This is a genomic window from Spirosoma spitsbergense DSM 19989, assembly GCF_000374085.1.
In the GTDB taxonomy this organism is placed as follows: Bacteria; Bacteroidota; Bacteroidia; order Cytophagales; family Spirosomataceae; genus Spirosoma; species Spirosoma spitsbergense.
This window is the reverse complement of record NZ_KB893466.1, coordinates 32,366-51,116: the sequence shown is the minus strand read 5'-3', so window position 1 is coordinate 51,116 and position 18,751 is coordinate 32,366. Positions and strand designations below refer to the sequence as shown.

Annotated in this window: 21 protein-coding genes and 2 tRNA genes; 11 read left to right on the top strand and 12 right to left on the bottom strand. The window is 50.1% G+C overall.

Annotated elements, in window-relative coordinates; all coding sequences use genetic code 11:
• Nucleotides 1-13 precede the first annotated feature (13 nt).
• From B157_RS0109575 to B157_RS0109540, 7 genes are all read left to right on the top strand, one after another.
• Nucleotides 14-721 (top strand): hypothetical protein, encoded by a 708-nt coding sequence (locus B157_RS0109575; RefSeq protein WP_020603121.1) that lies wholly within the window; start codon nt 14-16, stop codon nt 719-721.
• A gap of 77 nt (nt 722-798) precedes the next feature.
• Nucleotides 799-999 carry a hypothetical protein gene (locus B157_RS0109570; protein WP_020603120.1) on the top strand — a complete coding sequence of 67 codons (201 nt, stop codon included), beginning with the start codon at nt 799-801 and terminating at the stop codon, nt 997-999.
• An 83-nt stretch (nt 1,000-1,082) separates the two neighbouring features.
• The gene (locus B157_RS0109565; RefSeq protein ID WP_020603119.1) at nt 1,083-1,592 is read left to right on the top strand and encodes a hypothetical protein; all 510 of its coding nucleotides are present in this window, start codon (nt 1,083-1,085) and stop codon (nt 1,590-1,592) included.
• Nucleotides 1,593-1,606: 14 nt separating this feature from the next.
• The gene (locus tag B157_RS0109560) at nt 1,607-2,056 is read left to right on the top strand and encodes a hypothetical protein (protein ID WP_020603118.1); all 450 of its coding nucleotides are present in this window, start codon (nt 1,607-1,609) and stop codon (nt 2,054-2,056) included.
• Nucleotides 2,034-2,576, top strand: a complete 543-nt coding sequence (locus B157_RS0109555; RefSeq protein ID WP_020603117.1) for a hypothetical protein — start codon at nt 2,034-2,036, stop codon at nt 2,574-2,576. The genes B157_RS0109560 and B157_RS0109555 overlap by 23 nt, the downstream gene beginning before the upstream one ends.
• Nucleotides 2,560-4,080, top strand: a complete 1,521-nt coding sequence (locus tag B157_RS0109550) for a terminase large subunit domain-containing protein (RefSeq protein ID WP_020603116.1) — start codon at nt 2,560-2,562, stop codon at nt 4,078-4,080. Before B157_RS0109555 ends, B157_RS0109550 begins: the two co-directional genes overlap by 17 nt.
• A 360-nt stretch (nt 4,081-4,440) precedes the next feature.
• Nucleotides 4,441-4,665 (top strand): hypothetical protein, encoded by a 225-nt coding sequence (locus B157_RS0109540; protein ID WP_020603114.1) that lies wholly within the window; start codon nt 4,441-4,443, stop codon nt 4,663-4,665.
• Nucleotides 4,666-4,704: 39 nt separating this feature from the next.
• Here the strand turns inward: B157_RS0109540 and B157_RS0109535 are convergent, their stop codons facing one another.
• From B157_RS0109535 to B157_RS0109515, 5 genes are all read right to left on the bottom strand, one after another.
• Entirely contained in the window at nt 4,705-5,949 is a 1,245-nt protein-coding gene (locus B157_RS0109535; protein ID WP_169521701.1) for a phage integrase SAM-like domain-containing protein, read from the bottom strand.
• A 268-nt stretch (nt 5,950-6,217) separates the two neighbouring features.
• Nucleotides 6,218-6,307: transfer RNA gene (locus B157_RS0109530), tRNA-Ser, on the bottom strand.
• A 28-nt stretch (nt 6,308-6,335) separates the two neighbouring features.
• Nucleotides 6,336-6,425, bottom strand: a tRNA-Ser gene (locus B157_RS0109525).
• Nucleotides 6,426-6,522: 97 nt separating this feature from the next.
• Nucleotides 6,523-7,605: an alpha/beta fold hydrolase gene (locus B157_RS0109520; RefSeq protein ID WP_020603112.1), complete on the bottom strand. Its 1,083-nt coding sequence runs from the start codon at nt 7,603-7,605 to the stop codon at nt 6,523-6,525.
• A 173-nt stretch (nt 7,606-7,778) separates the two neighbouring features.
• Complete coding sequence (locus tag B157_RS0109515; protein ID WP_026308607.1) at nt 7,779-8,897, bottom strand: asparaginase; 1,119 nt, start codon at nt 8,895-8,897, stop codon at nt 7,779-7,781.
• A gap of 114 nt (nt 8,898-9,011) precedes the next feature.
• On the opposite strand from B157_RS0109515, the gene B157_RS0109510 reads away from it, so the two are divergent.
• Nucleotides 9,012-9,524 carry an O-acetyl-ADP-ribose deacetylase gene (locus B157_RS0109510; RefSeq protein ID WP_020603110.1) on the top strand — a complete coding sequence of 171 codons (513 nt, stop codon included), beginning with the start codon at nt 9,012-9,014 and terminating at the stop codon, nt 9,522-9,524.
• Between the two features lie 127 nt (nt 9,525-9,651).
• Here B157_RS0109510 and B157_RS0109505 read toward each other — a convergent pair whose 3' ends face one another.
• Nucleotides 9,652-10,065 (bottom strand): hypothetical protein, encoded by a 414-nt coding sequence (locus B157_RS0109505; protein ID WP_020603109.1) that lies wholly within the window; start codon nt 10,063-10,065, stop codon nt 9,652-9,654.
• Between the two features lie 85 nt (nt 10,066-10,150).
• The gene (locus tag B157_RS0109500) at nt 10,151-10,723 is read right to left on the bottom strand and encodes an NUDIX hydrolase (RefSeq protein WP_020603108.1); all 573 of its coding nucleotides are present in this window, start codon (nt 10,721-10,723) and stop codon (nt 10,151-10,153) included.
• 76 nt (nt 10,724-10,799) lie between these two features.
• Between B157_RS0109500 and B157_RS0109495 the strand changes: the two genes are divergently transcribed.
• Nucleotides 10,800-11,699: a DUF2911 domain-containing protein gene (locus B157_RS0109495; RefSeq protein WP_020603107.1), complete on the top strand. Its 900-nt coding sequence runs from the start codon at nt 10,800-10,802 to the stop codon at nt 11,697-11,699.
• Between the two features lie 110 nt (nt 11,700-11,809).
• Here B157_RS0109495 and B157_RS0109490 read toward each other — a convergent pair whose 3' ends face one another.
• Nucleotides 11,810-13,210 carry a PQQ-dependent sugar dehydrogenase gene (locus tag B157_RS0109490; protein ID WP_020603106.1) on the bottom strand — a complete coding sequence of 467 codons (1,401 nt, stop codon included), beginning with the start codon at nt 13,208-13,210 and terminating at the stop codon, nt 11,810-11,812.
• 630 nt (nt 13,211-13,840) lie between these two features.
• Here B157_RS0109490 and B157_RS0109480 point away from each other — a divergent pair.
• Nucleotides 13,841-14,800, top strand: coding sequence for a Brp/Blh family beta-carotene 15,15'-dioxygenase (locus B157_RS0109480; RefSeq protein ID WP_020603104.1), 960 nt, complete (start codon nt 13,841-13,843; stop codon nt 14,798-14,800).
• Between the two features lie 211 nt (nt 14,801-15,011).
• Nucleotides 15,012-15,770 (top strand): bacteriorhodopsin-like, encoded by a 759-nt coding sequence (locus B157_RS0109475; RefSeq protein ID WP_020603103.1) that lies wholly within the window; start codon nt 15,012-15,014, stop codon nt 15,768-15,770.
• A gap of 208 nt (nt 15,771-15,978) precedes the next feature.
• Here the strand turns inward: B157_RS0109475 and B157_RS0109470 are convergent, their stop codons facing one another.
• The 4 genes from B157_RS0109470 to B157_RS40055 all read right to left on the bottom strand — a co-directional run bounded on the left by B157_RS0109470 (nt 15,979) and on the right by B157_RS40055 (nt 18,675).
• Nucleotides 15,979-16,170 carry a hypothetical protein gene (locus B157_RS0109470; RefSeq protein WP_020603102.1) on the bottom strand — a complete coding sequence of 64 codons (192 nt, stop codon included), beginning with the start codon at nt 16,168-16,170 and terminating at the stop codon, nt 15,979-15,981.
• A 67-nt stretch (nt 16,171-16,237) separates the two neighbouring features.
• The gene (locus tag B157_RS0109465) at nt 16,238-16,726 is read right to left on the bottom strand and encodes a GtrA family protein (protein WP_020603101.1); all 489 of its coding nucleotides are present in this window, start codon (nt 16,724-16,726) and stop codon (nt 16,238-16,240) included.
• A 138-nt stretch (nt 16,727-16,864) separates the two neighbouring features.
• Nucleotides 16,865-18,553, bottom strand: coding sequence for a sodium:solute symporter family protein (locus B157_RS0109460; RefSeq protein WP_020603100.1), 1,689 nt, complete (start codon nt 18,551-18,553; stop codon nt 16,865-16,867).
• Complete coding sequence (locus B157_RS40055; RefSeq protein WP_020603099.1) at nt 18,550-18,675, bottom strand: hypothetical protein; 126 nt, start codon at nt 18,673-18,675, stop codon at nt 18,550-18,552. The genes B157_RS0109460 and B157_RS40055 overlap by 4 nt, the downstream gene beginning before the upstream one ends.
• Nucleotides 18,676-18,751: the final 76 nt, after the last annotated feature.

Sequence of the window (18,751 nt, the reverse complement as noted above, 5' to 3'; positions counted from 1 at the left end):
ACAACAAATCAGCATGAAGTTTGCAAAAATTCTAATGAGTTTCCTGGTGGTGGCCATCGGGGCATTTGTGGCCACCGAGACCGGCAGCGTACTGGCCGGAGTGGTGGCCATGCCGCTCTCCAGCCAGGTGTTTACAGCGGCCACCGGCATCTCCCTTTTTGATAGCCACGGCCTGGCTCTGGCCACCCTGGCCGCAATTCCACGCACTCCACAACAAACCGTAAACCCTGGAGGTGGCCGTAAACTATTCCTTTGTCCTACGGATCAATTTACAGCCGAATGGCCTAAACGGGCCGACATTCTGGCCGGTGAGCTGGCCGTGGCTCCTGCTATGGTGGTAGGGCCACCCGTTGGGACATTTACGGAGGTGCAAGTTTCTGACAACAGCCTAAAAGCAGACGAAGCATTAAAGGGCTCCACCGGATACCAGTCCTGGGAGCAGATGCTGGAGGTAAAGGTGGCCGGATTTAATAAGGATCAGGTGGCCGCTATTGAAAAGCTCATAAACACGGAGGTGGTGGCCGTGGTCATTTTGACCGATGGCCAGCGGATTGTTTTAGGTACTACTCTCATGGGTCTCCAGTTTGAGGTGGTACACACCACCGGAGCCAAAGGTGGCGACCGGAGAGAGTGGACGCTAAAGGCCAAAAATGATGGCTATATGTTTGGTTATGTTCCAATCGGGGCCGCTCTGGCCATTCCAGGCGTTTCTCTCTCTTAATTTTCCTCTTACACTCTAATCTAAATAAAGGCCTCACAGCGGCAGGCAGTGAGGCCTTTATTTTATTCATCCAGACAATGGCAAAAACAGTAACAGTTTTAAACAGCGCCACCGGCATAAAATTTGGCTTTGGTGAGCGGACGGTGGTGGTAAGTGATAAAATGGCCGTGGCCGACGCGGAAAGCATCCAAGCGCTTTATCCTGGTGTTTACTGCAAAGTAACAGATCAACCAGCGGCCACCACACCAGCGGCCACCACGGAAAAGGCCAACAAATAGGCCAACCGGCCAAATAATCTACCGAAAAGGCCGCGCCAGGTATCGACGAAAACAAAATTTTATTCTCTTTTTAAACTAGATCAATGAAAGCAGCAATTAGCCAACTTTTAGCAGCGGCTCAACTGGCAGAGATGAACTACCAGGCAGACCAAACCGAGCACAAAAAACACACCTGGGAAAAGGCACTGGCCGACTATGAGCAGGAGGCAGAGGCTTACCGACTGGAGCAGCCAGTGGCTCCGGATCCAACGGAAACCGATGGCCAGAAAGACGCGGATTTTTTGGCGCAAGTTCTGGACAATAACACCGAGCTGGCCACCCAAAACCAGGCACTCAACGAAGTAAACGAGGCACTCAAAACACAAAATTCTTTTCTCAATAGCCAGCTAATTGAGAAAGAACTGGAAATTGAGAACCTCAAAAAATTGGCACTTTCTGCAAAACCGACCGCTCCGGAGACTACTCCGGTAACAACTCCGGAGGCCGCTCCGGCAGCGCCCAAACCACTAACGGGGGCCGCAAAAGTAGCAGCCGAAAAAAAAGCGGCAGCGCTGGCACAGGCAGCGGCAGACGAAGCAAAAAAAAACAGTTAACTCCAGCCACGGAGGTGGCCAGCGGATCCGCTCCGGATCAACGAAAAGAGCAGCTCATTCTGGAGGCCGAACGGCTCCATAAAGAGGCTGCTCTTTTGTCTAATACCCTGGCCGATTTTGCGGATAACGATGTGGAGGGCCGGAGGCCAGTGGTGGAGCAGATCCTGGCCACCAGGGAGCTCTGGAAAGATGCCAGGCACGAACTGGCCACCGGCCAGGTACGGAGACCGGAGAAAGAGGCCAAACCAACCACGGCCACCAGTGGGCTCCGTTCGGCAGAGATTAAAGTGGAGCTCCAGAAAACTAGAGTAAATATTTACAAGTACGAAACCAAGATTTCCGAGAGACCAGACCACGCCAAAGCGGCCACCTGGAGCCAGGAGCTGGCCAGGCTTAAGGCTATTAAAGAACAGTATGAGGATGAGCTAAGACTTTTAAACTATGAAGCAATTAAAGGGCAATAACCGCTATTTAGACAAAGTACGGGGGGAACTGGATGTTTTCCAGGATTACCTCCTTAATGGTACGGAGCTCTCCCCTATCCAGTGGGAGACCTGGGATAAAATAGACTCTGCCAGAGCCTGGCTAAAACAGGGGCATACTGATAGCCAGGTACTGGCCATGCTGAAAAACTCCAGTAAGCTCCAGGAGCGGAGAGCCAGGGAGATAATGGCGCTGGCCTACTCGGTATTTGTGGAGCTCCGGCAGGCCAGAGACAAAGAGGGAATTAAAGACCTATACGCCGAACTTTTCCGGAGCGCTGCCAAAGAGGCAAAGGAGGCCGGAGATTTTTATAATTACGGCATCCTACTGGATAAAGCGGCCAAAATAGATGGAGCCTACGAAAGTGGCAAAATTCTGGATTCCGACACCTACAAAAAGCCATCGAAAGTGGTGTTTAAAGTAAAGCAACTCACCGTAAACAATAACGCTGGCCAGGAGCCTAAAACCATCCAAAATGCTACCTATGAAATTGGAGACTAACGACCGCCCAGAGGATGAGCTGGAGGTGGAGGTAAACGAAAAACAGGCCATTTTTTTGGAGGCCGTTTATAACAGCCGGTTTAAAATTGCGGCCATGATTGGAGGCCGTGGCTCCGGTAAATCCGTAACGCTCTCCGATTTCCTTTTACTGGCCTCGGACGATCTGCCACGCGCCAAATGTGGGTGGGGTGTACCAACGATTAAAAAAGCTAAATCCAAGCTCACCAGCGGCTTAAAAGCGGGGTGGAAACGGCACGGCATTACGGAGTATGATTTTAAGACCGGAGCGGGGTGCTTTGTGCTCTGGAGGGAGCCACCGGCACATTTTGAGCGGCCATTTGAGGCTCCGGATATTTGGGAGAACTGCATAAGCTTTCCAAACGGGTTTGTAATTGAATTTGAGAGCTTTAAGATGGCGGCAGCGGAAAACCGTGGCGCTAACTATGATCTATATGTTATCGATGAGGGGCTAAACTTTAAAAAGGAATGGCTTAAGGTGGTACTGCCTACCTTACGGGCCAACGTGGGAAAGTTTAGCTCTACATTCCACCAGATGCTGGCCGTATTTTCCTCACCTCCCTGGGATCTGGCAGGCCAGTGGATGTATGACATTGAGGCACTTTCTAAAACCGAGCCAGGCCGGTATTTTTTCCTAGAAGTAAAGACGCGGGATAATTTGGCCTTTCTGCCAGATGACTACCTGGACACGCTCCAGAAAAACCTTACTAAGCTGGAGTATGAGGTGGAGGTGGAGGGAAAGCGGCTCTCCAAGATGCCACACAATTTTTATCCGTCATTCCAGCACCACATCCACGTTATAAAAGAGGAAAGCGACGAATACGAGGCCAGAGCGGCCTGGAGTGGTGAGCTGCTCTATAACACCAGCCACCGAATAGAGGCCAGCCTGGACTTTAACGCACACTTTACTAGCGCCACCCTATGGCAAAGCGATTACACAGAGGCCAGGCTTATCGATAACCTTTACTGCAAAGAACCGGGAATTGATGCCGATGGCGTAGCTATGACAATGGCGCAGACGCTGGCCACCCTTATAGCCACCGAGTACGTGAGCCATAAGACTAAGCAGATAACCCTAACCGGAGACCGGAACGGTAAGAATAAAAGCGCTGGCTCTACAAAGTCCATGTTTGACCAAGTGGCCGAAATTTTAGAGGCCTCTGGATGGCACGTTTCTACGCAGGCGCTAAATTTTAACCCTCCCCACATTGACAAGTTTAAAGACCTTAACAACGTCTTTGCAGAGCGTAATACGGATCTGATACGGGTACGGGTGGACGGGATCCGATGTAAGGCCACGGTGATAAGTATGGATAACAGTCCACTCAATACCGACTACACCAAGAGCAAACGGAGTGAGAGCAGCAAGGTAGACCAAGAGCTGGCCACTCACCTATCTGATACGGTCGACTACTATATACTCTGGAAACTAAAAGGCGGCAGGAGTCTCCAGGGCGGTGGAGATTTTGACCTGGACTACTTTTAACTTTGGAGTGGTAAGGCGCTTGTGGCGCTGGCTTGGAGTGCACTAAGTTGTTTTACTTTCCAATTTTCCACTTTCCAGTTTTGGCTGGATGGCTTTCATATATTCGGAAAGTGGAAAACTGGAAAGTTCCAAAATGATAAAGGGCGGGGTCGATAAAGGAAAAAACACCACTTTTAGGGGGGTGTTTTTGCGTAAATGGCTCAATATTAGCTCTATAAGACGTTTAAGGGGTGCAACTTTTAAAAACATAGGATTTTTTGACCTTTCTAAATTAATAATTAGGGCTCCAGACGCATATTTAGGCGAAAAATGGCACCAAATCCGTTTTCTATTATTCACCAAAATTAACATAAACACAGAATGAATATTCAGCAGGCTATAAACCAGATAGAGAATTATACGCTCAAAGTCCAGGCCGCAAAAGAGGCAGGCACCCACTTAATGGCTGGCCTTGATGGCTTTATGGATGAGCTCCGGCAGGGGGAAACATTCACCACAAACGATTTACTGGCACTTTGGGAGCAATATAAAATAAACAATTACCAGGAGGCACTCACTAGAGCGTTTTCCAGCATTAAGGATTAATCACCGGCCTGGAACTCAAACGAGAGCTCCAGGCCGGTTTTACTGGAGTTCGCTCATTATTCGCCGTTCGTCTACTTTTACGTATGCCTCCAGGCCTTTATCCGACGTTCTGCCCATCATTGTTATAGTGGCCTCCTTTGAAAAATGGCCATCCTTAAACTCAAGAACCTCCGGAGCTATTGAGGCAAAAAGGGGGGAAAATAACCCACCGTTTAGGCATAAGTTGGCAAACGTCCTACGGCCTACGTGGGTGGTTAACACCTTAATAAAGTCAAGTTTTAGCCCGATAACTTTTAGATAAAGATTAGTTTTCTGGTTTGGCCGGATCCGGAGCTTTTCCGGCCTGCCATCATACCTGGCCGCTAATATCTGGCTAACAATCGGGTGGAGTGGCTGCATAGCCGTATTACCCGTTTTTTTACGGTCTTTCTCCACCCACGGCAAAAACTTAATGGTGGAGCCATCCGGAGCTCTCTGCTCTTTACTTAGAATATCGCTGGAGGTAAAGGTTTTTAAATCGGCATAGGCGAAACCAGTAAAACACTGGATTAAAAAATTATCTCTTATTTGAGAAAGTACCGTTTCATGCGGGGCAAATGAAAACTCCAGGAGCTGCATTAATTCAAACGGCAGCAAGAAAACCGGAGGCTTTGTTTTTTCCCTGGCCACCCTATAACCCTGGAGCGGATCCTTTACCGTATAATCATTTAGTAAACCCCATGAAAGAACCTGTTTAATGGTTTGGGTATGTTTGCGAATGGTGGCGCTGGCTCGTTTCTCGGTTATTCGCATAAAGCCACGGTACTGCTCAATAACTGCCAGGCTGAATTTTTCCGCTGGCAGATCTGCCTGTTTTTTGGCCACCAGCCAGCCATCCACTTTTTTAAATACCGCTGAATACGTTTCGTAGGTGCCTGCCGTAATATCCGGATCCTTTTTTACTCCAGCCAGGTAAGTGGTAAAGAGCTGAAGGAAAGTAAAGCCACGGCCATTTTGCTGGAATAGCTTTTTAAAGTAGCTGGCAGAGAATGGCTCTCTTTTTAGCATGAGCTCGTTATGGATGGCCATGCCTCTGGAGCGCCATATTTCTAGTGTGTGGTTTTGTTGTTGTGCCACCGGAGTACGCGCCGTTATCCGTTGGGCCTCCGAACTCCAATGTTTACGGTGCACTTTAATGCCGGTAGAGCCTAACTCTACTCTGGTTTTCGATAACGTTAATCGGAAATAAATTGTAACTAATTCCGGATTTGATTTAGACGTATGAGCCCAAAAAAGGAGTTCCATTCTCTGACTTATCATTACTACGGGTTATAAGTTTCTCTCCGTTAAAAAGAGGTTAAAAAATCAACGGGATAACAAACTTACAGCCAGTGGGTGGATACAGTTCAACGGTAAAAGCCAAATGCGACGGTGCCACCTCCATTTTAATGGTGCCACCGTAACAACCTCCTGTTAAGGATAAAGAGTTAAGCCTGGAAAAGAGTGATTTACAGACCTATGGAACAAAAAAAGCCTCCTTTTTCGGGAGGCTTCGGTGGTACTCAAATTGTAATGGCAGAGAGCGAGGGATTCGAACCCCCGGTACCCTTACGAGTACTTCTGATTTCGAATCAGACCCGTTCGACCACTCCGGCAGCTCTCTATTAGTCGTATTTCCTGTCTTAACGTACTGGCAGAGAGGAAGAGATTCGAACTCTCGATACGGTTACCCGCATACACACTTTCCAGGCGTGCTCCTTCAACCACTCGGACACCTCTCTGTGTCACTCATGCCCCGACGAATCGGAGTGCAAAGATGCAGGATTGATGCCAGAAACGCAATATGTCCCTAAAAAAAGAAGGCTACGATACCCATTCCTATTTGGTCCCGGTCAGAAAAGCACGAATGTGTTCATTCAGGAATTTGGCATCGGCCGGATTACTGGCGGCCCCAGCGGTGTGCCCCCACAGGGAAGGAATGGGCTTCAGCACAACATTGGGAATAAAAGCAGCCTCGTATTTCGCATCGCCCAGTGGGAAGTAAAGATCGGTTTCGGAGGGCATGTATAACAAAGGCACCTGTATGGAGCGCAGGGCTTTTTCCACGTTTCCATCGAACCCTTTGGTACTGCCCACGTCGTGATACTCCCAGGTACGCATTTGCAGAATCAGGTCGTTGGCATCCGCCCCCTCAATAAAGTGGGTGCGGTAATTGGTCAGCACCTGCTCGAAGGTGGTACCCGGCTTGGCCCGTTCGCGCCAGAGTTCCTTCCGCCACCATTCCTGCGAGTATAACCAACCCGTCCAGACCACCGAGAAAGCCTGAATGCCTTTAATGGGTGGTTCGGTATAGTCTCCGTTCATAAAGGCAGCGTCGGCGGTGAGAGCAGCAATCTGTCCTTCCAGCCGGACGACACCGTGCGGATAGTTTTTGGCCGTACCCGCTGTCGCCACAATTCGGTCGGCAAACGCAGGATAACTTACCGCCCACTGAAAAGCCTGCTGTGCGCCCATCGAAAAACCGATAATGGCCCGCAGGTGCGTGATGGAAAACTGCTCACGCAACAACCGATGGACGGCCGCTACATTATCCCGAATGGTCATGACCGGGAAGCGGGGGCCGTGAAAGGGTTCGGGCGTATTGCTGGGCGACGAGGACCGGCCGTTGCCGAAGAGTTCGGTCGCTACCAGAAAATACCGGGTGGTATCCAGGGCTTTTCCCGGTCCGATCAGCCATTCGTAGCCGCGGGCGGTAGCCATATAATGCGAGGGCAGCAGGATGGCATTGTCACGGTCTTTATTCAGATGCCCGTATGTGCCGTATACCACGCGGGCTTTGGGTAAGGTAACCCCGTTTTCGGTTGGGAAATTATCAATCACAAACTCAGTACGACCAGCCGGAGTCGTTGACTGAGCCAGCACATGCTGGGCGACCAGAAGCAGCAGGAAAAGTTTTTTCATTGTTGATGAGACTTTTTAAGAGCAATCAGTTAATCTATCTACCGACCCTGCGCTGTTTAGCCGGCATCGGCCGTCCGACCATACGGGGCAAAACTAATCCCGTATTCACGTAAATACGGGTCGTGACTGAGTGGGTTACCAGCTTGCCTGACTAAGGTAGTGTTTTCTGACTGTTAGTCATTCATTTCTCCGCAGAGTGGCTGTGCCAGTAACGTACGCAGTCGCGCTGGGTCACGTTCCTGCCCAAGCAGTACCATCAGTTTGGTAATGGCCGCTTCGGTTGTGATGTCGGCTCCGCTCACGACGCCAATCTGCAACAATTGCTGGCTGGTCTGGTAATGGCCCTGCGTTACGCGCCCTCCTTCGCACTGCGATACGTTGAACACCGACACCCCCCGATCAATAGCCCGTTTCAGGGTATCCAGAAACCACTCGTCCGTCGGTGCGTTACCGGCTCCGAAGGTTTCAAGAACAATTCCCCGAAGATTGGGTATGTTCACAATCGACTCCACAACCGGCTGGGTAATGCCCGGAAACAATTTTAGGATGGTTACGTTTGGGTCCAGAACGGTACGAAGAGTCAATGGCTGATCGGGTTGCCAGGGCCGGATAAACGGTCGGTTGTAATCGATACTAACGCCAGCCGTGGCCAGATGCGGGTAATTTTCCGACGCAAACGCGTTAAACTGGACACTCTCCCGCTTGGTCGATCGATTGCCCCGCAGCAACAACGAGTTGAAATACACACATACTTCGGGTACAATAGGCCGAAAGCCTTCCTCCACGGCGGCAGCGTCCAATGCGGCCGAATCCACGGCGGCAGTGTCCACTGCGGCAGCAATTTCGAGGGCGGTGATGAAGTTTTCCCGGGCGTCGCTGCGGGCTACGCCAATGGGTAGCTGTGCGCCGGTCAGGATAACAGGTTTGTTCAGGCCAACCAGGATGAAACTCAATGCCGATGCGGTGTAAGCCATCGTATCAGTACCGTGCAAAATCACAAAGCTGTCGTATTGCCGGTAGTTATCCTGAATAATCTGCGCCAGTTCGACCCATATGGCGGGCTTCATGTTCGATGAGTCAATAATATTCGGCAGGGTAAGCAGGGTAATATCAAACGTGAGTCGCTTGAGTTCGGGGAGTCGGTCAACAACCTGATCAAAATCAAAGGGAACAAGCTGACCAGTCTGCGGTTCGTACACCATTCCGAAGGTACCACCGGTGTAAATAACCAGTACAGACTGTCGGAGAGACTGAGTTAGCGTTAAATTAATCCGTACCGTTTTATAAGCCATACGCAAAGGTAAGGCAGAACGTCGCCACCCGCGCTTCATTTGTCGATAACACCGGGTGTCGAACACCGGGCAGGTATTGGTGGTTAGTAAACTGTACCAGACAAGGCAGGTTATATGACAACGCTTCGGGTTATTCAGGGTGATATCACCAGACAAACGGTCGACGCTATCGTCAACGCAGCGAATACCAGTTTACTGGGGGGCGGGGGTGTCGACAGGGCCATTCACCGGGCGGCCGGTCCACAGCTACTGACCGAGTGCCGAACGCTGCACGGTTGCCCGACCGGCGATGCCAAACTAACGAAGGGGTACCGGCTACCGGCTCCGTACGTTATCCATACCGTTGGCCCCGTCTGGCGGAATGGAAATCATGGTGAACCGGACCTGCTGGCGAGTTGCTACCGTCGGTCGCTGGAGCTGGCAGCAGCCTATAACCTGAGCAGCATTGCCTTCCCGAATATCAGTACCGGTGTATATGGCTACCCGAAAGATAAGGCGGCTTTGGTGGCGGTTAACAGTGTTAACCTGTTTCTTAAAGAATCCTCTTCCCTACAGGAAATCAGGTTTGTATGCTTCGATATGGACAATTTTACCCTATACCAGCACTTACTTCCTCAGAGCACCTAGCTCCGTACGTGCGGTTGTTAACGATGGGCCATCTGGCCCACATCGTTCCCCAAAATACGTTTGTCAGTGGTAATCATCAGCCCGGACCATACAGAAATTTGATGGCCCGGGCTGATGACTTTGGTGTTCAATCAACAAGGGTGTCTTTAACTACTTTGGCGGGTTGTTCGACATAATATTCCCCCGGATTAGTCGAACGCTGGGGTACGCTCAGACGCTGAATTTTATAATTCCGGTCAGCCAGACTAGTCGATGGTGTATGTGGTATCACTACACCACCAACGGGCTTTTTGTTCGGCATCTGCCGCTTATAATTTGCCAGTTGTGTCTCCGTAGATACGGGACTGTTGACGCCTACGCCGGGCTTGTTTTCCCAGCTGCGAGCAGCTGCTGCCGCCTGAGGATGTTTATAATTATGGGGTGAAAAGAGCGGATTGTTAAGCGGTTTAACCGGCTGAACATCCCGCCTGTTCTGTGAGTAGACGCCCGTTATCCCAACGAACAAACTCAAAAAGACGATTAAAAAGAGTTCCGTTTTCATAGCTTTTTAATGGTTTTGTTGTGTAACAAAGATACAAATTCTTTGAATTAAAAAACCATTAAAAAAATAACTATATTTTTAGTTTTTACTTCATTTTACGGATTAATCTTATAATTGACTCCGAATCTGTGTAGTTAGAAGCAGTTTCGAGGGTAAACCACTGGATATTATTGATTTCGTCCGAAAATCCCAGTGGCTCAGTCGGGTCGGCCTCAACCAGAAAACGAATGTCATAATGCAGATGCTCCGGCACCTCGTTCCGGGCCGGAATCGGGTGTATGTCCACATCAAGAATGGCTACTGTCTGGCTGATATCTGAATTAGAATTATCACCAGGGGGAGCTACTACTGTCAGGGTGGTCAACCCCGTTTCTTCCTGCGCTTCCCGCAGGGCAACCGCTGCCACATCCGGGTCGCCATCGGCATGGCCACCGGGCTGGAGCCACCGGTCAAGTTTCCGGTGGTGAATCAACAGGGTTTGTTGCCGGTCGGGGGAAACAATCCAGGCGGAACCGGTTATGTGGCCACTCAGCAGGGAGCGGTCAAAACAGTTGGGGTATTGCTCCACAAAGTCGATGGTGGCCTGCGTCATTGCCTGTTCATCCGGATCGACGGGCCGGTGCTGGCGGAGTAGTTTTAGTAAGGGTTGCCGGTGCATGAGTTGGGTTTTCAGGTAAAAAGCCGCAATTTGGCATCGTTTTTCACAAACAACTAAACTAATTTACTTTACAATCATGCGTAAACTCGTACTGAGTGGTGTTACGTTCTGCCTGGCGGCCCAGTTAGCCACCGCTCAAATTAAGCTTCCTTCGCCTAGTCCCGGTGCTACGGTCATGCAAACCGTTGGTACCACCGATTTGACCGTTGTTTATTCACGCCCCAGCCTGAAAGGCCGTCAGCCATTTTCGGGTGATTTTGTTCCAGTCGGAAAAGTCTGGCGGACGGGTGCCAATGCTGCCACGCTGTTTACGACCTCCACCGACCTGATGGTGAATGGCAAGACGCTGGCCGCTGGCACCTACGCGATCATGTCGATTCCTGAACAGGGTAATTTCACGCTGATCTTCAACAAAAACAAGGGGGTTACCGAGGCTACCTACAAGCAGGAAGAGGATGCCCTGCGCGTCAACCTGACGCCAGCGGAAAACAGCGAAACCATCGAAACATTTACCATTGGTTTTGGTGACCTGACGGACAGCACCGCTACGATGAATTTCATGTGGGCCAATGCCAAAGCTGCCGCTAACCTGAAAGTGGATGTCAATGCCAATACAGCCGCCAATGTAGACAAGGCAGTGGCCGAGAAGCCGGAGGATGCGGCTGTATTGCAGGCCGCAGCCAGCTACAACGTATCGAAGGGCCGCAATCTGGAGCAGTCGCTGACCTGGATCGACAAGTCGATTGCCATGAAAGAAACGTACCGCAATCTATACGTGAAGTCGCAGATTCTGGCTAAAATGGGTAAGTATACCGAAGCTGTTCCGCTGGCACAAAAAGCCCTGTCGGTAGGTCAGTCATCCAACGACGCGGCTTTCCCGTTCTTCAAGGACGGCATCGAGAAAAGTCTTTCGGAGTACACCGCCAAAATGCCTGCCATGCCTGTGGTAAAAGGCAAGGGAAAGAAGATGAAATAGATACGTTGTTCCCGTACCGGTGAAGGCCGTCCTGACGAATCAGGACGGCCTTCTTTTTTACGTTTACTCCCGATAATTGACCAGAACATGAACAACGTGATTCAGAAACGTCAAAACGAAACCCGGCCCCCATCCAGGCAGGATAATTTACCCCCCAGCACCAGTTTTTTGACAGATACAGACTGATCTACCAGAATTGTATGACCCGTCGAGATGGTCACCTCGTCTGAAGTACCCGGTACACACTGGCAATTCCAGGTAGCTGGACTGAGCCAGTTTCCACTCTGAATGCTGGCAATGGTCTGAGGACCAACGAACTGGGTGATGATTTGATACAATGCTCCCTCATTGAAGGATAGAACGTACAACTCGCCATCGGTCCCCTCACCGAATGAGACTGGACTGGTAATCAGGGCAATGGATTGCTGAATTTGCTGATACGTATTGTCGGCAGCCCGTTTGAGGGTCCAGTAGGTTCCCCGCTCAAAATCGCCGTACACATACCAGCCCTTCAAATCAGGATAGGTGTTACCCCGGTATACGAACCCACCCGTAATGGATGCCCTGATCCCCGACGAATACCCTTCGTACTCCAGCAAAGGCATATGGAACGCCGTACCGGGTGTACAACACGGGTTGTACGGATGGTTTCCTTCAAAACAAGGCCAGCCATAATTTTGGAGCGCAGGAGCATTGGCCGCCGTAAAGTTCAGTTCTTCCCAGCCATCCTGCCCAACATCGGCCATCCAGAAGTCGCCGGTTTGCCGGTCAAAACTCCAGCGCCAGGGGTTACGCATTCCCAGGGCATACAACTCATCCGGCACCCCGTCGTTGGGATCAGCATAAGGATTATCGGGCGGAATGGCGTACGGACTCCCCTGATTTACATCGATACGGAATAGCTTGCCATAAGGGCCGTATATATCCTGCGCCAGTCTGTCGGGGTCACCAATACTGTCCCGTGCACCGGGCGAGGAGTCACCCGTTGTCATATACAGGTAACCGTCTGGTCCAAACCCGATCCGGCCTGACCGGTGCCCACCCAATGGATTCGTGTAGGGAACGGTAAAGTAAATCAGTTGCGAGGTCAAATCAGCCTGATCGGGATTGGTACTTTTCCGGGTGAAACGGGCAAAAACCGACGAGCGGTCGTTTTTGCGGGCGTAATGCACGTAGATAAACCCATTACTGGTGTAATCAGGGTGAATGGTGATACCGAATATGCCTTCGTAAGTTGGATCACTAATCAGGTCTGTCAGATCCAGAAAAGGCGTGGTCAGTATGGTTCCCTGCCGAATCAGCCGAATTTTCCCGTCCGTCTGGCCAACCAGAAATTCACCAGGGCCAATACCAGCTACATCCGTAGGGCGAATCAATCCTGTGGTTACCAGTGCTAGTTGGAGTTGGGGCGTTTGAGCCAGGGATTCACCAGCAAGCAGCAGACAAATACCAAGATAGGCCAGCCGAGTGATCAGCGGGCGCGGGCTGTGAACATGCGTTGTGTAAAGCATGGAACTAGGCTTATGGATACTCGGATTGACTTAGTCGGAACTGTAGTAACAAGAATTCAAATTGATCGATTTTAAGTAAAGAAATAACTTCTTTTAATGCAAAAAGGGGAGCAAACAGGCGTGCAGAAAATAGTACTAATAAGTTTATTATCAGAGCTTTAATTCAATAAACCTGGATAATAATCACCAAAAATCATCCTTGTACCAATGAATCGTCAATTCATCATTACTGTAAAGAAAATAGCGAATTGGTTACAGCTAATTATCATTTCAGTTATTTACTATCTCAGTTCTTAAAAGCTGTTTGAGTTAAATTTTAGTGATAGAAAAGAGTAGTTTTTTGTCAGATTGGGCCCTGAAAACCGGACGGGGCCGCCCGGTGGTTTAGCCCAGCTAAATGAGGATTTTTCAGGGCCCAATCTGGCGAAAAAGCGCAGTTTACAGGCGAAAAGATTAACTCAAACAGCTTCTTAAAAGACAGTAAGTCTTCATGAAAGAGGCCGAAAATCCGTCCGACTGCCTGAATTTGCATCTCCCGCCATTCAGCAGCCGTAAGTTTTGCCTGCGTGTTGAACTCCTTACAGGCCCAGTCAGTTAACAGGGCGACCAGCTACCGCCTTTCTTTCTGCCATGATCGCTACCTTCTTACAAAGGCTCAGTACCTTTATTCAACGCATACCCACCAGCCTGACTATATTGGCGGGCTTTATGCTGGCGGGCTATCAGTACTGGGTGGGGCCGTTATCGGTACCGGTTCAACTTATTTTCTGCTTCAGCTTATTAGTGCTGGTGGGCATTCCACACGGCGCGCTCGACCATGTTATTGAACAGGAGGGTAGTCTCCGGCAGTCGCGGCCTTTTTCGCTCACCCGGTTCATTATCAAGTACGTTATCACGATGGCGGCTTACGGTCTGGCCTGGCTATTTTTTCCCGTACTGAGTTTAGTCCTGTTTTTACTGATTTCGGCCTGGCATTTCGGCGAAACCGACATTGAGAATGCCCCCGATGATGTGTACTGGTCAGTAACGAGGTTCGTATCGGGAGGCTTTGTGCTGGGGTTTATTCTGCTGACCCATTACGCAGATGTAGCACCCATCGTAGCCCGAATTGTTCAGAATGACCCCACCACCCTCCAGTTCCTGAGCTGGGTTTCGGGTCAAACCGGTGCGCTGCTGCGTGGCTGGGCTACGCTGGGGATCGTGCTGGCTATGCTCTCGTTTGGCCACCGGCCTATGACCGTCAATGGCTGGCGACTGGCCCGGCTGGGGATCGTGCTTATCCTGACTTACGTGCTGCCTCTGCTCCCGGCTTTCATGCTTTACTTTGGTGGCTGGCATTCGTTAAGTTCGTTCGGCAACATACGGACCTTTCTGCAGCGACCGACCTCGCCAGCCCAGTCGGTCTGGAAACTCTGGCGCCAGTCTATTCCACTCACACTCCTGGCAGTTGGCTTTTTACTGGCCGGGGCTGGCATCTGGACCAGTTACACGCCCCAGTTCGACCCGTTGCCCTACCTCTTTATCCTACTGTCAACCATTACGTTACCCCATATTCAGGTAATGCACCAGTTAGACTTGCTGCGCAAATAAGTCGTTTCCAGTTTCTTACCATCCCCGACGGTACCCTTTCAGGGAGAAAACCGCCCACTGAACACATCCTGAAACAAATGGACAGGCCTGAAAAAATATTTTTTGTTTAATATTTTTTTATGAACGTTAAACAAAATACATTTGACCCGTTGTACAATTCTATGGACGAATTAGACAACACCTTCATATACACAATAAACTCTCTTCAACAATGTTTAATCAAATCACTTCCATTTTACTGGAAACACTCCAGCCAGGTGACGTTATTGGGTTTACTTTCTTTACGGGCTACATGTCCATGTTTGCCGCTTCTGTGTTCTTTTTTCTGGAACGCGGTGAGGTGGCAGGCAAATGGAGAACTTCCCTGTTGATTTCGGGACTCATCACCATGATTGCAGCTGTTCACTACTTCTACATGCGGGGTGTCTGGCTTGAGACGAAAACCTCACCAACCGAGTTTCGCTACATCGACTGGACACTGACCGTTCCGCTCATGTGCGTTGAGTTTTATCTCCTGATCAAACCTTACGGCGGCAAAACGTCTACTTTATGGCGTTTGATTGGGTATTCGGTATTCATGCTGGTTACGGGTTACATTGGTGAGTCGATTGACCCTACCCGGACTATACTGTGGGGAGCCGTTTCGACCCTGGGTTACCTGGGTATTGTATACGAAGCAACGATGGGTAGCGTAAAACAGGTGGCCGATCTATCGCCAAATCCTGAAGTAGCCAAAGCCGTTCGGTTGCTGCGCAATTTCGTTCTGGTCGGCTGGGGTATTTATCCTATTGGATACATGACCATGTCCGGTGGTTTACTGAGCGGGCTGGGCCTTAACCTTGACCTGATTTATAACATTGGTGATGCCGTTAACAAAATCGGTTTCGGACTGGTCATCTATAGTGCTGCCGTAGCTTCTACCAAGAATGAGCCAAAAACGTCGGCGGCATTAACCACGGCCGACATGTAGTGTATGCTTTACCGCTACACAACGGTTACTGAACTGGACACCTTCGTTATCGATTAATTTTCTTTTCTACTTCATCACGAACCGACCAACGTGCAACAGGTGACACTATTCGTCATTTGATGCACGTTGGTCTCTTAATACCCGACCAGCGTTTCGTCCCCAGTTAATCCCGGTCGTGACCCGTGCCGACCTTACGCAACGGGCGCTTTTACCTAATCCGATCCCTTAACACCGTGCGCTGCAATACCCAGGCGATACTCACAACCAGCAAACACCCGACGGATTTTACGTAAAAAGCCACCACGAACACGCCCAGGATAACCCCGTAAGACAACGAACTCAGGATATTATCGGCTTCGATCATGCTCGTGGGGAAGGGGACAAAATGAAATAAAGGCATATCAGTATATCATTTACAGAAAGGCCCTCCTGAATGTTCAGGAGGGCCTTTCTGCGTCTAACCCGCTCTATAAACCCAGCAGATTTTTGAGCTTCTCGTAAAATCCGGTGTTCCGAAAGGTAAACTGCTTATGCAGGATATAATTGCTGACAAAGCTGAGACCCATACCGGTTAGTTGAGAAATGAGTTTGGTCACGTTAACCTCTTTTACTGAAAACGGGATCAGAAAAGTCAGTTGCTCGAACTCGCTGGCTAAATACTGGTAAGCAATCGACGAACCATAGACGGTAATAATACAGGAGAGGACGGAAACCATCGTAAACTTAACGGCTTCGCGCTTGGTTTGGGCTGAATTTCGGGCGTTGAACGCAAACAGTTTGGTTAAAAAGAAACCGGCGAGAAAAGCAATCAGGTAACCTGCCAGCAATGCCTGCTCATAGGTAATAAGAAACCAGTCCTGCAACAAACTACCCGCAATCAGTTGCAGCGAAGCCCCAATGGCCGCCACAATAAAGTAAGCGATGACATCCCGGCGATTAAATAATTCACTTGCCATAGCGTACCGGTTCAGGACAAGTGAGTAAAAAACGAACTAACATAGTTGACGGACAAGGGCAATGACGTTGCCTTAAAGTTAAAAAATAGATACTCTCTGGTAAAAAATCACGGAAGCAGACGGATATCTTTTACTGGTTCAACGATCCCTGAACACCGTGCGCTGCAATACCCAGGCGATACTCACAACCAGCAAACACCCAATGGCATTGAGCCACAGGAAGGCCGTCAGATTGAGTATCCAGCTTATGACCACCAGCACTTCGGAGATGATAGCGGCCCAGAAAGTAGCCCGACCACCGATAGATTTTACGTAAAAAGCCACCACGAACACGCCCAGGATAACCCCGTAAAACAACGAACCCAGGATGTTGACGGCCTCGATCATACTCCCTAACTGGTTGGCAAACTGCGCCACCGCAATGCAGAATATACCCCAGCCAATGGTGGCCCAGCGCGACGCATTCAGGTAGTCGGCATCACTACCTGCTTTGTTTATCAGCCGTTTGTACACATCCACCACCGTTGTAGAAGCCAGGGAGTTATAGGCCGAGGCAATGGACCCCATGGAGGCACTGAAAATAACGGCAATCAGCAGGCCTATCAGTCCGTGTGGCAGGTAGTCCAGCACAAAGCGCAGAAATATATAGTTCACATCGTTGGTATCGGCCGCCGGGTTATTTTGCCGGATCAGTTTGGTCACGTCCGTTTTCACCACTTTCAGGGCTTCGTCGGTTTCACGTAGTATCGTACCTGCTGCGGTCTGCCCTGCTTCATCATCCGTCTGCAACGCTGCCTGCATATCGAGAACGGCCCGCTGCCGCTGGGTAGTCAGGTTCTGATGCTTGATTTCGGCTAGCTGATACTGCGATGCGTACCGGCTGTTTTTCAGACTTTCGGTTTCCTGTTTATTGAAAAAAGTAGGCGCCGGATTGAATTGATAAAAAACGAACACCAGCACCCCAACCAGCAGAATCAAAAACTGCATAGGCACTTTCAGTAAGCCGTTCATCAACAACCCCAGTCGACTTTGCCCAATGGATTGCCCCGTCAGGTATCGTCCTACCTGCGACTGGTCGGTACCGAAATAAGACAGTTGCAGGAAGAACCCCCCAATCAGGCCCGACCATAGATTGTACCGGCTTTCCGGGTCGAATTTAAGGTCGATCAGGTTCATACGCCCGGCTTCACCCGCTACGTGTAACGCATCGACAAAGCCAACCCCTTCGGGCAGCATTTTCACCGTCAGATACCCCGCCAGTCCCATAGCAAAGGTCACCACAGCCATTTGTTGCAGGTGGGTGTATGATATCGCTTTGGTGCCCCCCGTTACGGTGTACAGCAGAACGATACCCCCCATCAGCAGATTAGTCCAGTAAATATTCCAGCCCAGAATTGTCGAAAGAATAATCGCCGGGGCGTAAATGGAAAGGCCGGTCGACAGGCCGCGCTGGAGCAGGAACAGTCCCGCCGTAAGCGTCCGCACCCGCGTATCGAAGCGGTCCTCAAGAAATTCGTAGGCCGTAAAAATCTTAAGCCGGTGAAAAATGGGCACAAAGGTGATCGACAGCACGACCATCGCCAGGGGAAGCCCGAAATAAAACTGAACGAACCGCATTCCATCGGTAAACCCCTGCCCCGGTGCCGACAAAAAGGTAATGGCACTGGCCTGGGTAGCCATCACGGATAGGCCAACGTGATACCAGGGCAACGACTGACCGGCCAGCAGATAATCGTCCATGCTACGGCTACCCCGACTTCGCACAATACCATAGGCAACAATACCAGTCAGTGTCAACACCAACACACTCCAGTCAACAATACTCATGACAGCCAGCGCATTAGCAGATAAAACAGGATAATTTCAACGGCTAGGCTCCCCATCACAATGGCGTAGAGCTGATTCCAGGAACGAATAAAAGAGGGTAGTCCGGTATTATTTTCGGTCATGAATGAAGTGGGTTGTATTACTATAACGGCGAAAATAGGTGAAATCCGCGTATCGAATATGATAATAACGACAAAT

What these genes read in the sequence shown, in the direction of transcription:
- B157_RS0109515 (WP_026308607.1), bottom strand. Translation starts at nt 8,897, where the DNA reads ATGGCTTATAAAACGGTACGGATTAATTTAACGCTAACTCAGTCTCTC.
- B157_RS0109510 (WP_020603110.1), top strand. Translation starts at nt 9,012, where the DNA reads ATGACAACGCTTCGGGTTATTCAGGGTGATATCACCAGACAAACGGTC.
- B157_RS0109540 (WP_020603114.1), top strand. Translation starts at nt 4,441, where the DNA reads ATGAATATTCAGCAGGCTATAAACCAGATAGAGAATTATACGCTCAAA.
- B157_RS0109470 (WP_020603102.1), bottom strand. Translation starts at nt 16,170, where the DNA reads ATGCCTTTATTTCATTTTGTCCCCTTCCCCACGAGCATGATCGAAGCC.
- B157_RS0109520 (WP_020603112.1), bottom strand. Translation starts at nt 7,605, where the DNA reads ATGAAAAAACTTTTCCTGCTGCTTCTGGTCGCCCAGCATGTGCTGGCT.
- B157_RS0109570 (WP_020603120.1), top strand. Translation starts at nt 799, where the DNA reads ATGGCAAAAACAGTAACAGTTTTAAACAGCGCCACCGGCATAAAATTT.
- B157_RS0109500 (WP_020603108.1), bottom strand. Translation starts at nt 10,723, where the DNA reads ATGCACCGGCAACCCTTACTAAAACTACTCCGCCAGCACCGGCCCGTC.
- B157_RS0109555 (WP_020603117.1), top strand. Translation starts at nt 2,034, where the DNA reads ATGAAGCAATTAAAGGGCAATAACCGCTATTTAGACAAAGTACGGGGG.
- B157_RS0109475 (WP_020603103.1), top strand. Translation starts at nt 15,012, where the DNA reads ATGTTTAATCAAATCACTTCCATTTTACTGGAAACACTCCAGCCAGGT.
- B157_RS0109505 (WP_020603109.1), bottom strand. Translation starts at nt 10,065, where the DNA reads ATGAAAACGGAACTCTTTTTAATCGTCTTTTTGAGTTTGTTCGTTGGG.
- B157_RS0109480 (WP_020603104.1), top strand. Translation starts at nt 13,841, where the DNA reads ATGATCGCTACCTTCTTACAAAGGCTCAGTACCTTTATTCAACGCATA.
- B157_RS0109495 (WP_020603107.1), top strand. Translation starts at nt 10,800, where the DNA reads ATGCGTAAACTCGTACTGAGTGGTGTTACGTTCTGCCTGGCGGCCCAG.
- B157_RS0109550 (WP_020603116.1), top strand. Translation starts at nt 2,560, where the DNA reads ATGAAATTGGAGACTAACGACCGCCCAGAGGATGAGCTGGAGGTGGAG.
- B157_RS0109460 (WP_020603100.1), bottom strand. Translation starts at nt 18,553, where the DNA reads ATGAGTATTGTTGACTGGAGTGTGTTGGTGTTGACACTGACTGGTATT.
- B157_RS40055 (WP_020603099.1), bottom strand. Translation starts at nt 18,675, where the DNA reads ATGACCGAAAATAATACCGGACTACCCTCTTTTATTCGTTCCTGGAAT.
- B157_RS0109465 (WP_020603101.1), bottom strand. Translation starts at nt 16,726, where the DNA reads ATGGCAAGTGAATTATTTAATCGCCGGGATGTCATCGCTTACTTTATT.
- B157_RS0109575 (WP_020603121.1), top strand. Translation starts at nt 14, where the DNA reads ATGAAGTTTGCAAAAATTCTAATGAGTTTCCTGGTGGTGGCCATCGGG.
- B157_RS0109565 (WP_020603119.1), top strand. Translation starts at nt 1,083, where the DNA reads ATGAAAGCAGCAATTAGCCAACTTTTAGCAGCGGCTCAACTGGCAGAG.
- B157_RS0109490 (WP_020603106.1), bottom strand. Translation starts at nt 13,210, where the DNA reads ATGCTTTACACAACGCATGTTCACAGCCCGCGCCCGCTGATCACTCGG.
- B157_RS0109535 (WP_169521701.1), bottom strand. Translation starts at nt 5,949, where the DNA reads ATGGAACTCCTTTTTTGGGCTCATACGTCTAAATCAAATCCGGAATTA.